The sequence below is a fragment of the Paraburkholderia sp. BL17N1 genome (assembly GCF_003634175.1).
Lineage (GTDB): Bacteria > Pseudomonadota > Gammaproteobacteria > Burkholderiales > Burkholderiaceae > Paraburkholderia.
In genome coordinates this window covers 3320482-3334901 of record NZ_RBIW01000001.1, presented here as the reverse complement: position 1 = coordinate 3334901, position 14420 = coordinate 3320482, and the positions used below count along the sequence as shown (strand labels likewise).

Annotated in this window: 15 protein-coding genes; 8 read left to right on the top strand and 7 right to left on the bottom strand. The window is 63.4% G+C overall.

From position 1 onward, the window contains the following. The first annotated feature begins 34 nt into the window (after window positions 1-34). The 3 genes from hyi to B0G82_RS15060 all read left to right on the top strand — a co-directional run bounded on the left by hyi (window position 35) and on the right by B0G82_RS15060 (window position 2807). Window positions 35-844 carry a hydroxypyruvate isomerase gene (gene hyi, locus B0G82_RS15070; RefSeq protein WP_121307825.1) on the top strand — a complete coding sequence of 270 codons (810 nt, stop codon included), beginning with the start codon at window positions 35-37 and terminating at the stop codon, window positions 842-844. Between the two features lie 95 nt (window positions 845-939). Beyond that, entirely contained in the window at window positions 940-1848 is a 909-nt protein-coding gene (locus tag B0G82_RS15065) for a 2-hydroxy-3-oxopropionate reductase (protein WP_121307824.1), read from the top strand. A 557-nt stretch (window positions 1849-2405) separates the two neighbouring features. Beyond that, on the top strand, window positions 2406-2807 hold the full coding sequence (locus tag B0G82_RS15060; protein ID WP_121307823.1) for a DUF3597 domain-containing protein: 402 nt from the start codon (window positions 2406-2408) through the stop codon (window positions 2805-2807). Between the two features lie 150 nt (window positions 2808-2957). Here B0G82_RS15060 and B0G82_RS15055 read toward each other — a convergent pair whose 3' ends face one another. The 6 genes from B0G82_RS15055 to B0G82_RS15030 all read right to left on the bottom strand — a co-directional run bounded on the left by B0G82_RS15055 (window position 2958) and on the right by B0G82_RS15030 (window position 9456). Then, window positions 2958-4001: an asparaginase gene (locus tag B0G82_RS15055; RefSeq protein ID WP_121308710.1), complete on the bottom strand. Its 1044-nt coding sequence runs from the start codon at window positions 3999-4001 to the stop codon at window positions 2958-2960. Between the two features lie 219 nt (window positions 4002-4220). Beyond that, window positions 4221-5147 carry a CysB family HTH-type transcriptional regulator gene (locus B0G82_RS15050; RefSeq protein WP_121307822.1) on the bottom strand — a complete coding sequence of 309 codons (927 nt, stop codon included), beginning with the start codon at window positions 5145-5147 and terminating at the stop codon, window positions 4221-4223. A gap of 94 nt (window positions 5148-5241) precedes the next feature. Beyond that, a complete protein-coding gene (locus B0G82_RS15045; protein WP_012432793.1) occupies window positions 5242-6300 on the bottom strand; it encodes a sulfate ABC transporter ATP-binding protein in 1059 nt (352 codons plus the stop codon). Continuing rightward, window positions 6300-7355, bottom strand: a complete 1056-nt coding sequence (gene cysW / locus B0G82_RS15040) for a sulfate ABC transporter permease subunit CysW (RefSeq protein ID WP_199730095.1) — start codon at window positions 7353-7355, stop codon at window positions 6300-6302. Before cysW ends, B0G82_RS15045 begins: the two co-directional genes overlap by 1 nt. Beyond that, entirely contained in the window at window positions 7352-8254 is a 903-nt protein-coding gene (gene cysT, locus B0G82_RS15035) for a sulfate ABC transporter permease subunit CysT (RefSeq protein ID WP_106283584.1), read from the bottom strand. Before cysT ends, cysW begins: the two co-directional genes overlap by 4 nt. 161 nt (window positions 8255-8415) lie before the next feature. Beyond that, window positions 8416-9456 carry a sulfate ABC transporter substrate-binding protein gene (locus B0G82_RS15030; RefSeq protein WP_121307821.1) on the bottom strand — a complete coding sequence of 347 codons (1041 nt, stop codon included), beginning with the start codon at window positions 9454-9456 and terminating at the stop codon, window positions 8416-8418. 314 nt (window positions 9457-9770) lie between these two features. On the opposite strand from B0G82_RS15030, the gene lexA reads away from it, so the two are divergent. The 3 genes from lexA to B0G82_RS15015 all read left to right on the top strand — a co-directional run bounded on the left by lexA (window position 9771) and on the right by B0G82_RS15015 (window position 11636). After that, window positions 9771-10421, top strand: coding sequence for a transcriptional repressor LexA (lexA, locus tag B0G82_RS15025; protein ID WP_012432789.1), 651 nt, complete (start codon window positions 9771-9773; stop codon window positions 10419-10421). A 106-nt stretch (window positions 10422-10527) separates the two neighbouring features. After that, the gene (locus tag B0G82_RS15020; protein ID WP_121307820.1) at window positions 10528-10872 is read left to right on the top strand and encodes a hypothetical protein; all 345 of its coding nucleotides are present in this window, start codon (window positions 10528-10530) and stop codon (window positions 10870-10872) included. Between the two features lie 101 nt (window positions 10873-10973). Beyond that, window positions 10974-11636, top strand: coding sequence for a DUF2939 domain-containing protein (locus tag B0G82_RS15015; protein ID WP_121307819.1), 663 nt, complete (start codon window positions 10974-10976; stop codon window positions 11634-11636). 173 nt (window positions 11637-11809) lie between these two features. Here B0G82_RS15015 and B0G82_RS15010 read toward each other — a convergent pair whose 3' ends face one another. After that, a complete protein-coding gene (locus B0G82_RS15010; RefSeq protein WP_012432786.1) occupies window positions 11810-12274 on the bottom strand; it encodes a universal stress protein in 465 nt (154 codons plus the stop codon). 286 nt (window positions 12275-12560) lie between these two features. Between B0G82_RS15010 and nodI the strand changes: the two genes are divergently transcribed. Further along, window positions 12561-13475: a nodulation factor ABC transporter ATP-binding protein NodI gene (nodI, locus tag B0G82_RS15005; protein ID WP_121307818.1), complete on the top strand. Its 915-nt coding sequence runs from the start codon at window positions 12561-12563 to the stop codon at window positions 13473-13475. A gap of 91 nt (window positions 13476-13566) precedes the next feature. Continuing rightward, complete coding sequence (locus B0G82_RS15000) at window positions 13567-14394, top strand: ABC transporter permease (RefSeq protein WP_121307817.1); 828 nt, start codon at window positions 13567-13569, stop codon at window positions 14392-14394. Window positions 14395-14420: the final 26 nt, after the last annotated feature.

Genomic DNA, 14420 nt, shown 5'->3' with positions numbered 1-14420 from the left:
TATTCCACTGACCGACCAGAGAGACAGACGCACCATGCCGAAATTTGCAGCGAATCTCACCATGCTGTTCAACGAAGTCCCGTTTCTCGACCGCTTTGCGGCCGCTGCGGACGCGGGCTTTCACGCCGTCGAATTTCTGTTTCCGTATCCGTTTCAAATCGCTGAATTGAGCGAGCGTCTGCAGCAGAACCGCCTGAAGCTGGTGCTGCACAACCTGCCCGCGGGCAACTGGGAAGCCGGCGAACGCGGCATTGCGTGCCTGCCGGATCGCGTGAGCGAATTCCAGGAAGGCGTCGGCCGCGCGATCGAATATGCGAAAGCACTGAAGGTGCCGCAACTGAACTGCCTCGTCGGCATTCCGACGGCCGGCGTGGATGCGGACAAGGCGCACTCGACCATCGTCGACAACCTGCGCTTCGCCGCGGGCGAACTGAAGAAAGCCGGCATCAAGCTGCTGGTCGAGCCGTGCAATTCCTATGACATTCCGGGTTTCGCATTGAACCGTTCGGCCGAAGGCCTCGACGTGATCCGCGCAGTCGGTTCGGACAATCTGTTCCTGCAGTACGACATCTATCACATGCAACGGATGGAAGGGGAACTCGCGGCGACCATCAAAAAGAACCTGCCGCAGATCGCGCACATCCAGCTCGCCGACAACCCGGGCCGCAACGAACCGGGCACCGGCGAAATCAACTACCCGTTCCTGTTCGATCTGCTCGACTCGCTCGGCTACGACGGCTACGTCGGCTGCGAATACAAACCACGCACGACGACCACCGCCGGCCTCGGCTGGGTGCAGAGCGTGGCCGGGCAAACCCGCGGCGCGGCGCACGCCGCCGCCTGAGCGTCGCATCGCCTGATTGCCAGGCGGGATCAGGCGCTCGACGCCCCGAAGGAAGTCCCACGAGGGACCTCAAACAACACTGGAGATTTAGACACATGGCAAAGATCGGTTTTATCGGCCTCGGCATCATGGGCGCGCACATGGCGCGCAACCTCATCAAGGGCGGTCACTCGCTGTTCGTGAATGGCGCGTACCCGGTGCCGGAAGATCTGAGCAAAACGACGAGCGTCGTCGCCGATTCGACCGCTGTCGCGCAGGCCGCCGACATCGTCATCATCATGGTGCCGGACACGCCTGATGTCGCCAACGTGCTGTTCGCCGACGACGGCGTCGCCGCCGGCCTTTCGCAAGGCAAGCTCGTGATCGACATGAGCTCGATCTCGCCGCTCGACACGCAGGCGTTCGCGAAGAAGATCAATGCGCTCGGCGTCGACTACCTGGATGCGCCGGTTTCAGGCGGCGAAGTTGGCGCGCGTGAAGCGTCGCTGACAATCATGGTGGGCGGCCCGGAAAAGGCCTTCGCCACGGCCAGGCCGCTGTTCGAACTGATGGGCAAGAACATCTCGCTGATCGGCGACAACGGCGCGGGCCAGACCTGCAAGGTCGCGAACCAGATCATCGTCGCGCTGAATATCGAAGCCGTGGCCGAAGCGCTGCTGTTCGCCTCGCGCTCGGGCGCCGATCCGGAACGTGTGCGCAAGGCTTTGATGGGCGGCTTCGCTTCGTCGCGGATTCTCGAAGTGCACGGCGAGCGCATGACCAGGCGCAAGTTCGATCCAGGCTTCCGCATCGAATTGCACCAGAAGGATCTGAACCTCGCACTCGACGGCGCGCGCAAGCTCGGCATCGCCCTGCCGCATACGGCAAGTGCGCAGCAACTGTTCAGCGTGTGCGCGGCGAACGGCGGCAAGGCATGGGATCACTCGGCAATGGTCCGCGCACTGGAAATCATGGCGAATTTCGAAGTCGCGCAAGCGCCGGGCAGCGAAGCCAAGGCGGCATAAGGCAGCAATACGGATTGCGGTGATCGTTGCATGTTCAACGTCATGGCAGTCGCAAGTGGGGCGCCCGGTTCGTCGTGCGACATGCATGACGGAACGGGCAAATCGTGCCGCTCTGGGCTGAGAGCGGCAAGTGGGGTCCGCAGCGGCACCCGGCGGCGCCGGGGAAGCCTTGGTCGGTCAGACGTCGTCGTCGGGTGTCCGGCTGTCGGATTTCAATGTTTAGCGATGTTTATGCTTTTTCGGCCAAACTCTCGCAGCGGGTGCGTCACGCACGCCGCTCACCGGCATGTCACTTTGCCGCTCCCCTCGTACGCATGCTCGCAAGTCTGCTTGCATTTGCTTGCAACTCCGTCCCCTTTGCTCGACCTTTTTTGACACATCGGTCCGCGCTTTTCTCCTACACTCGTTGAGTCTGGTTGCGGGCGTGTCGGCGTTCAAGTGCGGCTTGCCGGTCATGGCAACGCGTGCCCGCTGTTTCATTCGCCCGATTCCCAACCAGTGTTCAACCCGTGAGCGGAATGTGCTTGCGCCAGTAACCCCTCTGCAAAGGATTCAGAATGAGCATCTTTGGTGACATCGTACATAAGCTCTTTGGCAAAGCGAAACCGGACCAGCCTGCGCCCGCTGTCGAGCCGACACCGGATCCGGCCGCGGCGCAAGCTGCTGCACCGTCGGCAACCCCGGCGCCCGCGCCGCTGGCCGACGTCGACGTCGCTGTCGTCATGGACCAGTTCGTGAGCGAGAGCGGTCAAACGTTGAACTGGCGCACGTCGATCGTCGACACGCTGAAGGCGCTCGGCGTCGACAGCAGCCTCGATCATCGCAAGGAACTCGCCAGGGAGCTGAAGTACATCGGCGACACGAACGATTCGGCAAGCATGAACATCTGGCTGCATAAACAGGTGATGGTGGCGCTGGCAGCAAACGGCGGGAAGTTGCCGCCAGATCTGGCGAACTAACAGCGTGCAGGCGTCGCCTTTTCGGCGCTAGCGATAAACCGCAAGCTGAAACGACAACGCGGCGCTCCGGTCGATGACCTGGGCGCCGCGTTGTCATTTGGGCGTCATGCGCTGAATTGCTCAGCGCTGCATCGCTCAGCGCTGCATCGCTCAGTACGTATCGAAAGTCTTCTGCAACGCCACCGGCCCCGTGGCGCCCGCGGCCAATGCCAGCATCAGCAGCACGCGCGCCTTGTACGGATTCAGCGAACCCGCGCTGACGAAACCGAGTGCGTCGTCGGCAGCCGCGCCGTTGCGCATCACGTGCCCCGATCCCACGCGCGACGCTCGCACCACCGCGACGCCTTGCGAGGCCGCATCGGCGAGCGCCTGCTGCACCGAGGCGTGAATCGAGCCATTGCCCGTGCCCGCCACGACGATGCCGCGCACACCGGCGGCAACCAACGCATCGACGGCAATGCGCGACACGCCCGCGTAGCTCACGACGATTTCCACATGCGGCCACGTCGCGCCGATCACGAACTCGGTTGCGAGCGTATGCGGACGCACCACGCCGCGCTGGAACTCGACACGGCCGTCCTGCACCCAGCCGAGCGCGCCGATTTCCGGCGAGTGAAACGCGTCGACCGCATAGGTGCTCGTCTTGACCACGTCACGCGCGCTATGGATCTTGTTGTTGAAGGCCACCAGCACGCCCTGCCCGCGCGAACTCGCCTGCGCCGCGACCGTCACGGCGTTCAGCAGATTCAGCGGGCCATCGGCGGACAGCGCCGAGGCTGGGCGCATGGCCGCCGTCAGCACGACCGGCTTGTCCGACTTGACGGTGAGATGCAGCAGGTAGGCGGTTTCTTCGAGCGTATCGGTGCCGTGCGTGACCACCACGCCGTCGATCTGGTCGTCGGCGAGCAGCGTGTTGATGCGTTGCGCGAGCGTGGTCCACAGCGGCATCGCCATGTCCTTGCTGTCGACGCTGGCAATCTGCTCGCTCTCCATGCGCGCCACCGTCGACAAGGCCGGCACCACGGCCAGCAATTGCTCGACGCCGATCACGCCGGCTTGATAACCCGAGGTGTTGGTGGCGCTCGCGGCCGCGCCGGCAATCGTGCCGCCGGTCGCGAGCACGACGATGCGCGGCAGCAGTGGCGTGGCGCCTTCGTTTGAAGGTATAGCGGAAGAAGAGGTCGAAGTATTCATGGCGGCGATTGTAAGCGATGCGCCGCGCGCCGCCATGCGTGAAAAAACGGATGTCCGTTCGATTCGGGGTTGGACGGGGCCGGCGCTTTGGCGCCACACGTTTGCGTGGCGTCTGCACCGGGGCCAGCCGCAGCCCGCATGAAGTTCGCACTAACCGGCCGCCGCGATGGTGCGGCAGCGTTCGGCGTTGCGCCGGACCGCGACGATCCGGCGCATCTATCAAACCGCTTCGCGCAATTGCGCGGCGATATCCGCTTCGTTCAATTGCGGCGCGAACATCTCGATCAACCGGTACGCGTACGCGCGCAGGAACGCGCCCTTGCGCAAACCGACCCGCGTCGTGCTCGCCTCGAACAGATGCTGCGTGTCGAGCGCGACCAGTTCCGTATCGCGCTTCGGATCGTAGGCCATTGCCGCGACCACGCCGATGCCCATGCCGAGCTCGACGTAGGTTTTGATCACGTCGGCGTCGATCGCGGTCAGCACGACGTCGGGCAACGCGCCCGCTTTCGCGAAGGCCTGGTCGATATGCGAGCGGCCCGTGAAGTCCTGATCGTAAGTGACGATCGGGAATTCGGCGATTTCGTCGAGCGTCAGATTCGGACGGCCCACCAGCGGATGATCCTTCGGCACGACCACGACGTGATGCCATGAATAGCACGGGAACGTGACGATATCCGGGAAACGGTCGAGCGCTTCGGTGGAGATGCCGATGTCCGCTTCGCCGTTGATGATCATCTGCGCGATCTGTTGCGGGCTGCCCTGACGCAGCGCCAGATGCACTTTCGGGAACACCTCGGTGAATTGACGGATCACCTTCGGCAACGCATAGCGCGCCTGCGTGTGGGTGGTCGCCACGACCAGGTGCCCGCTGTCCTGGTCAGCGTACTGGCGGGCGACGCGGCGCAGATTCTCGGCGTCGAGCAGCATCCGCTCGATCAGTTGATGTACGGCCCTGCCCGGCTCGGTGAGGCCCGTGAGGCGCTTGCCGCGTCGAATGAAAATGTCGACGCCGAGTTCGTCCTCCAGATCCTTGATCTGTTTCGATACGCCCGACTGCGACGTGTACAGCACGTTCGCCACCTCGGTCAGATTCATGTTCTGACGCACGGCTTCGCGCACAAAGCGCAATTGCTGGAAATTCATCTTGATGTCTCCGGTTCGGCCAGAGTTGAGTTATTTGAGTTCGTTTGAAACGCCGGGTCGTGTTGCTGTCGCTGCGCGCCTGACTGCGCCGCGCTCACTGCGCTGGAAACACACGCAACGCGCGCGGCACCGCGGTCACGCCGTCGCCGATCGAGAGCTGCAGATCGCGCCACGCTTCGCGATCGAGTTCGGCCTCGAGCAGGTTGCCCTCGCGGCCCGCGAGTTCGACCCGCACCGAGCCGCCGAGTGTCACCACGCGCCGCACGTCGACGACGATGCCTTCGCGATGCCCCGACGCCTGCGGATACAACTGCAGGTCATGCGGACGCACATAGGCGAACGCGGGGCCGCTGAAATCGGCCTTGATGGAAACCGGCAGCGCCGCGCCGTCCACCACGAAACCGCTTGCATCGACGTTGCCGTGCAGGCGGTTCGCCGCGCCGAGAAACTCGTAGACGAACGAGGTTTGCGGATGGTCATACACGTCCTGCGGACTGCCCACCTGCTCCACATGCCCGCGATTCAGCACGACGATACGGTCGGCGACTTCGAGCGCTTCTTCCTGATCGTGCGTGACGAAAATCGTCGAGATATGCAGATCGTCGTGCAGACGACGCAGCCAGCTGCGCAGTTCCTTGCGCACCTTCGCATCCAGCGCGCCGAACGGTTCGTCGAGCAGCAGCACTTTCGGTTCGACGGCCAACGCGCGCGCGAGCGCGATACGTTGCCGCTGGCCGCCCGACAGTTCCGACGGATAGCGTTGCGCGAGCCAGTCGAGCTGCACGAGCTTGAGCAGTTCATGCACCTTCTCGCGGATCACGGCTTCCGAGGGGCGCTCCTTGCGCGGCTTCACGCGCAAGCCGAAGGCCACGTTCTCGAACACCGTCATATGGCGGAACAGCGCGTAATGCTGGAACACGAAGCCCACTTCCCGCTCGCGCGCGCCGACCGTCGCCACGTCCTGGCCTTGCAGCACGACCTGGCCGCCGTCGGCGTATTCGAGTCCGGCGATCACGCGCAGCAAGGTCGTCTTGCCACAACCCGACGGCCCGAGCAGCGCAACCAGTTCGCCCGGCGGAAAGTCGAGCGAGACGTTATCGAGCGCGACGAAATCGCCGAAGCGCTTCTGCAGGTTACGAACGGTGATACCCATTACAGCTCTCCTTGCTTGAGCGGGTGTTGCTGCGGTGCATGCGTTGTTTGCGTTGTGTGTGATGCGCTTGTTGCGGGTGTTGCGGGTGTTGCGCTTGTTGCATTGGCCGCAGGCGTAACGGGACCCGCGTAAGCGGGCACGTCGCGCGCGGCCGACAGTTCCGCCGACATATGGCGCTCGGCGAGCAGCTTCAGGCCGAGCGTCACGAGTGCGAGCAGAGCCAGCACCGACGCCACGGCGAACGCCGCCGAGAAGTTGTATTCGTTGTAGAGAATTTCGACGTGCAGGGGCATCGTGTCGGTCTGGCCGCGAATATGGCCCGACACGACCGACACCGCGCCGAACTCGCCCATGGCCCGCGCGTTGCACAGAATCACGCCGTACAGCAGGCCCCATTTGACGTTGGGCAGCGTGACGCGGCGGAAGATCTGCCAGCCCGACGCGCCGAGCACGTGCGCGGCTTCTTCTTCGTCGTTCCCTTGCGCCTGCATCAACGGAATCAACTCACGCGCGACGAACGGGAACGTGACGAAGATCGTTGCCATCACGATGCCCGGCACCGCGAAAATGATCTGCACGTTGTGGTCCTGCAGCCACGGGCCGAACCAGCCCTGCGCGCCGAACATCAACACATAGATCAAGCCCGAGATCACCGGCGACACCGAGAACGGCAGATCGATCAGCGTGGTCAGCAGCGCCTTGCCGCGGAACTCGAACTTGGCGATACACCACGAAGCCACGAGGCCGAACACGAGGTTCAGCGGCACCGCGATCGCGGCGGTGATCACCGTGAGCTTGATCGCCGCGAGCGCGTCCGGATCGGCGAGCGATTCCAGATAGAAACCGAGCCCTTTGTTCAACGCCTGATAGAACACGGCGGCGAGCGGTACGACGAGAAACAGCGCAAGAAACAGCAGCGCGACGCCAGTCAGAATCCAGCGTACGACAGGCGGTTCGGTGACCGGATCGGGCCGGCGCGCGACGTTCAGCGGCGCACGCGGTGCCACGGCCACGGCCGCTGCCCCGCCTGCGTTCTTCACGGAATCGCGGCTCATTGCGCACCTCCGCCGACACCGATCGCCGCGACACTCGCGGCAGCAGGCGCCGGGCCCGCGCCCCCACGACTCGTGCGGCGCTGCAGATACCACTGCAAGGTATTGATAAAGAGCAGCATCAGGAACGACACGACCAGCATCACGACTGCGATCGCAGTCGCACCCGCATAATCGTATTGCTCGAGCTTGGTGATGATGAGCAGCGACGTGATCTCCGACTTCATCGGCACGTTGCCGGCAATGAAAATCACCGAGCCGTATTCGCCGAGCGCGCGCGCGAATGCAAGCGCGAAGCCTGTCAACAGCGCCGGAAACACCGCCGGCAACACAACGCGGCGAAACGTCAGCCAGCGCGATGCGCCCAGGCACGCCGCCGCTTCTTCCTGTTCGCGCTCGAACTCTTCGAGCACCGGCTGCACCGTGCGCACCACGAACGGCAAACCGATGAAGGTCAGCGCCACCAGCACGCCCGCCGGTGTAAACGCGATTTTCAGGCCGAGCGGTTCGAGGAACTGCCCGATCCAGCCGTTGCCCGCGTACACGGCCGCGAGCGAAATACCCGCGACCGACGTGGGCAGCGCGAACGGCAGATCGACCACGGCATCGACAATGCGCTTGAACGGAAACGTGTAGCGCACCAGCACCCACGCCACCAGAAAGCCGAACACCGCATTGATCAGCGCGCCGCCGAGCGCGGAAAAGAAGGTGAGCCGATACGACGCGAGCACGCGCGGCGAACTCACCGCACGCACGAACTGGCTCCAGTCGAGCGTGGCGGTCTTGAGAAAGGTCGCCGCAAGCGGAATCAGCACCACGAGGCTCAGATAAGCCACCGTGATGCCGAGTGTCAGGCCAAAACCGGGCAACGCGCTCGGTTTTCGGAAGGTCAACGTCGTCATGCTCGTTACTCGTTCAGGTTGATGCTCGTATTGCCGGCCGCCGGGCCCTGGCGGCCAAAAGCGCGCCCCATGGGGCGCGCTCGGGAGTGACGCGTCGCCGCGTCGTCCTGCCTATGTCTATGCCTTTGCCTATGCCTTTGCCGACTCCGGCAGCGGGCTTGTTACTGCGGCTGATAGATCGAATCGAACACGCCGCCATCGGCAAAGTGCGTCTTCTGCGCGTTGGTCCAGCCGCCGAACGAATCGTCCACCGTGTACAGCTTCAGCTTCGGAAACTTGGCGGTCAGCTCGGCCGGCACCTTGTTCGAACGCGGACGGTAGAAGTTCTTCGCCGCGATCTCCTGGCCTTGCTCGCTATACAGGAAGTTCAGGTAAGCTTCGGCGACCTTGCGCGTGCCGTGCTTGTCGACCACCTTGTCCACCACCGCGACCGGCGGCTCGGCCAGAATGCTCACCGACGGCACCACGATCTCGAACTTCTCCGGACCGAATTCCTTCAGCGACAGAAACGCTTCGTTTTCCCACGCGATCAGCACGTCGCCGATACCGCGTTGCACGAAGCTGGTGGTCGCGCCACGCGCGCCCGAATCCAGCACGCCGGCATTCTTGTACAGCTTGCCGACGAATTCCTTCGCCTTCTGATCATTGCCGCCCGGTTGATGCTCCGCATACGCCCACGCCGCGAGGTAGTTCCAACGCGCGCCGCCCGAGGTCTTCGGATTCGGCGTCACGATCGACACACCCGGCTTGATCAGATCGTCCCAGTCCTTGATGTGCTTCGGGTTGCCCTTGCGCACCAGAAACACGATCGTCGACGTGTACGGCGAGGCGTTATCGGGCAAGCGCTTCTGCCAGCCCTTGTCCAGCAAACCCTTGCTCGCCAGTGCGTCGATGTCGTAGGCGAGCGCCAGCGTCACCACGTCGGCCTGCAGACCGTCGAGCACCGAGCGCGCCTGGGCGCCCGAGCCGCCGTGCGACTGCTTGAAGGTGATCGTCTCGCCCGTCTTCGCTTTCCACTCCTTGCCGAACGCCTGGTTGACGTCCTGATACAGCTCGCGCGTCGGGTCGTAGGAGACGTTCAGCAGCGTCGTGTCGGCGGCGTGCGCCTGCGCCATCACGCCGAGCGCGCCCGCCGCGCCCAATGCTAGCGCCGCGATCAGTTTCTTCGTCCTGCCTGCCAGCCCCGTACCTTGGTATTTCATGTCAACTTTCTCCGCGTTGTCCGCTGAAACAGCGTGTGATGTCTTTTCTTGTGTCGCGGTCACGTGCACATGAACGTCAACTGGAGGCCCAGTCTATCGAAGGGCTTTCATCATTAAAAATAATGTTTCTTCATTTTTTAATACTCAAAAGTGGTAACGACAGCTGGATAAGGCGTTGCTGAACGAAAACGGCTGTTAAAGCATCGTTTGACGGCGCTGGAACGCCGCCCTTCGCCCCGAACTTAAAGTAAAGCTTGAATTGCGCCGAATACTGTATAAAAATACAGTCACCTGTTCATACATACAGTGGCGCCATGACCAAACTCACCGCACGACAGCAGCAGGTTTTCGATCTGATCCGCAGGGCTATCGAACGCACCGGCTTTCCGCCCACCCGCGCGGAGATCGCCGCCGAGTTGGGTTTCAGCTCGGCCAATTCGGCAGAAGAACATCTGCGCGCACTCGCCCGCAAGGGCGTGATCGAACTCGCGGCCGGCGCATCGCGCGGCATTCGCCTGCTGGCCGGTCCGGAAGACTCGCCGCACCAGTTCACGCTGCCGCACGCCAGCATCATGCAACTGTCGCTGCCGCTGATCGGGCGCGTTGCCGCCGGCAGCCCGATCCTCGCGCAGGAACATATCTCGCAGCACTACGCGTGCGACCCGGCGCTGTTCTCGAGCAAGCCCGATTACCTGCTGAAGGTGCGCGGGCTGTCCATGCGCGACGCGGGCATCTTCGACGGCGACCTGCTCGCGGTGCAAAAGCGCAGCGAAGCGAAAGACGGCCAGATCATCATTGCCCGGCTGGGCGACGACGTCACGGTCAAGCGCCTGAAGCGCCGGCCGAATGGGCTCGAACTGATCGCCGAGAACCCCGATTACGAAAACATCTTCGTTGAAACCGGCAGTGCGGAGTTCGCGCTGGAGGGTATCGCCGTGGGGCTGATTCGCCCCGGCGAGTTCTAACCCGGTTCTAACCCCGGTTCTAACCCTTTTGCGCGTTCAACAGAATAAAAAGCCGCGTCAATGTCGCATCGACACTGCATCAACGTTGCATCGTCTGGAGAGTCTCATGGAACGTCTTGCCCGCCTGCTGCCCTTTCGCCAGTTCGGTCGTCTGCGTCACCTTCGCAAGCTGGTGCCCTGCTCATTGATCGAGGCGGCCACGCGCAGCACTCCGTCGCTGTTCGACTCGCCCGAGGCTACGTCCAGCTTGCCGTCGTCGTTGCCGGCGTTTGCCCGCGTGTCGTTGAATTCCGGCCTGAATACGGCCGAGCCAGCGCGTCGCGCGCCGGTGCGGGTCTATCACGGGCCGTCGCGTCTCATCATGGTCGGCACGATGGACGCGGTATGCCGCATGATCGACCGCTGCATCGCCGACGAAGCCAACGTCCACGGCGCGGTGTTCGAGTCGTGATGACCCTGTCTTGAGCGGGCGGCGAGAGATTGCATTGCGTGGGATCGTTTTCGCGTGGCCGTGGTCCACGTTAGATCACACCTGATAGAGAGTCCCACTCGATGGCAGTTCCGAAACATACCCAACGCGGCAGCAGAGGCGGCGCCACAAAGCCGCTGATCGTCACGCTAATCGTGATCGTGGTGATCGCCGCACTGGGGTTTGCTTATGCGTCACCGTACATCGCGCTGAACAATCTCAAACGCGCGGCCGATGCGCGCGATGCGCAAACGGTCAATCAGTACGTCGACTTCCCCGCGTTGCGTGAGAGCCTGAAGGACCAGGTCGCCGGCCTGCTGACACGCCGGCTTGGCGCGCACAGCAACGGCAATCCGTTGGCCGCCATTGGCGCGATGATCGGCGTCGCATTGATTGGGCCGCTCGTGGATGCCTATGCCACACCGGACGGTGTCGCGGCCTTGCTGAACGGCATGCCGCCGCGCGGCGATCCGGGTGAGCGGCCGCCCGCGCCACCGGCCGCGAACAATCCGTCCGACGCCGCCGCGAGCGCACCGGCGCCGGCAGCGCCTCCTGCCGGCAACGCGGCGAATGGGAATGCCAACGCCACGCCCCCGCAGCCGCCGCAAACCACCGCGGGCTATCGTGGGCTCAACGAGTTCGTCGTCACGTACCAGCATGGCGCCGGCGACGCGCGTTACTCGGCGATCTTTCGGCGCGAAGGGATATTCACGTGGAAGCTGGCCGCGGTCAATCTGAACGAGTGATCGCGGCACGTCGGCTTTGTATGGCGCGGATCCCGTGATCGCGCCAATTATTCGGCAAGTCGCGGCGAGTCGCGGCGAGTCGTTCAGCGACTTCGTTATGGCGTCGAGGCCACCGGGTAGTGAGGCCGGAGTACCCGGCCGCCAGCCAACCGTCCACAATGGCGACACGCGCCTCAAGCCGCCGCTTGCTGCTGCTCCTGCGCCGAAGAACACGCCACCAGAATGCTGCACGAGACACGGTCGAGCAACGGCGTATTGCCCGCGCCCATCCACCATCGCGACAAACCCGTGCGGCAACGGTGGCCGACCACCACCAGGTCGACATGCAGTTCATTGGCGAGGTTGGCGATCTCATCGATCGGATGGCCGAATGCAAAATGCCCTTGTGCGGTCACACCTCGCTCGGTGAGCCAATCAACGCCTTCCTGCAGGATGTCGCGTGCGGTCTTTTCGAAACTGCCGCAGGCCACGTCGGTCAGCAGGCCCGCGCTTTGCGCAATACTCGAGCGCATGTCGACGACGGACAGCAAATGCGTTTCCGCTTTCAGATCCAACGCCAGGTCGGCGCCGCAACGGAGTGCTTTGCGGCCTTCGCGCGAGCCGTCGTAGCACAGCAGGATTTTCTGGTAGCTCGCCATGATTTTTCTCCCTTCGCGCGGGACGCGCGATTCTCAATTAATCATGGTGCGCCGCAATTCAGGTTGCAAGGGATGGAAAACGCTAACTGTGCGCTGACCGCCCTCTAACCACGCCCTAAACAGGTGCGCGAGCCGCTCGGAGGGTCTCCGCGCGCCGATGCCGCAGTGCAAGAAACCGGCTTCGCATTGTCGGGGCGAACCAACAGCGTCGCGCCGATGCCCTAGAATAGGCCGCCTCCCCAGCTACTCACATCATTCACGCCCTCCTTGGAGACTCGTTCGATCCATGCCTGACGCCGCCATCGAATTTCATCAGGTCAAGAAAAGCTACGGCGAAAAAACGGTCGTCGATGGACTGTCGTTTCATGTGAACGCCGGCGAATGCTTCGGCCTGCTGGGCCCGAACGGAGCGGGCAAGACCACCACGTTGCGCATGCTGCTCGGCATTGCCGCGCCGGACGCGGGCACGATCCGTCTGTGCGGCGAGCCGATCCCCGGACGCGCGCGCGTGGCGCGGGCGCGCGTCGGCGTGGTGCCGCAGTTCGACAATCTCGATCCCGACTTCACTGTGCGTGAGAACCTGCTGGTGTTCGGCCGCTACTTCGGTTTAAGCGCCGCGCAATGCCGTGCGATGGTGCCTTCCCTGCTCGAATTCGCGCGGCTCGAAAGCAAGGCGGACGCGCGCGTGAGCGAGTTGTCCGGCGGCATGAAGCGGCGCCTCACGCTGGCGCGCGCGCTCGTCAACGATCCCGATGTGCTGATCATGGACGAACCGACCACCGGCCTCGATCCGCAGGCGCGGCATCTGATCTGGGAGCGGCTGCGCTCGCTGCTCGCGCGCGGCAAGACCATTCTGCTGACCACGCACTTCATGGAAGAAGCCGAACGCCTTTGCCACCGGCTGTGCGTGATCGAGGAAGGACGCAAGATCGCCGAAGGCGCGCCGAGCGCGTTGATCGCTTCCGAGATCGGTTGCGATGTGATCGAGATTTTCGGACCCGATCCGGTCGCGTTGCGCGATGAACTGGCGCCGCTCGTCGAGCGCACCGAGATCAGCGGCGAGACGCTGTTCTGCTATGTCAACGACGCGCAGCCGGTGCATGCGCGGCTCAAGCAGCGCGCGGATCTGCGCTATCTGCATCGACCGGCGAATCTGGAAGATGTGTTCCTGCGGCTCACGGGCCGCGAGATGCAGGATTGAAGCGCATCGGTCGAGACCGGCATCGCACGCAACGCGGTACAACTATAACGACGCCCTGAAAGAACATGCAGGGGTACGCACGAGACACGCAATGGACGCACGCACCTACGAAACCGCCGGCGACACGCCATCGAATCAGGAAGCCTTCGCCGCCTTCCCCGCGAACGCCAGCAACTGGACCGCCGTCTGGCGCCGCAACTATCTGGTGTGGAAGAAACTCGCGATCGCCTCGATGTTCGGCAACCTGGCCGACCCGATGATCTATCTGTTCGGCCTCGGCTTCGGGCTGGGGCTGATGGTCGGCCATGTCGACGGCGTGTCGTATATAGCGTTTCTCGCGGCGGGCACGGTGGCCTCGAGCGTGATGATGTCGGCGAGTTTCGAGTCGATGTATTCGGGCTTCTCGCGCATGCATGTGCAGCGCACCTGGGAAGCGATCATGCATACGCCGCTCACGCTCGGCGACATCGTGCTCGGCGAGGTGATCTGGGCAGCCAGTAAATCGGTGCTCTCGGGCGCGGCGATCATGCTGGTGGCAGGCGCATTGGGCTACGCGAATTTCCCGTCGATGCTGCTGGCCTTGCCGGTCATCGTGCTGACCGGGCTTGCGTTCGCGAGCATTGCGATGGTCGTGACGGCGCTCGCGCCTTCGTACGACTTCTTCATGTTTTACCAGACGCTGGTGCTGACGCCGATGCTGCTGCTATCCGGCGTGTTCTTTCCGGTCTCGCAACTGCCTGCCGTTGCGCGGGGCGCGACCCAGATGTTGCCGCTGGCGCATGCGGTCGACCTGATGCGGCCGGCGATGCTGGGCCGCCCCGTCGATAATGCGCTGTTGCATATCGCCGTGCTGGCCGCGTATGCGCTCGGCGGGTTTATCGTGTCGGCGATTCTGTTTCGCCGCCGGATGATGAAGTAGGTTTCCGGCCGTCAACCATAACGAAC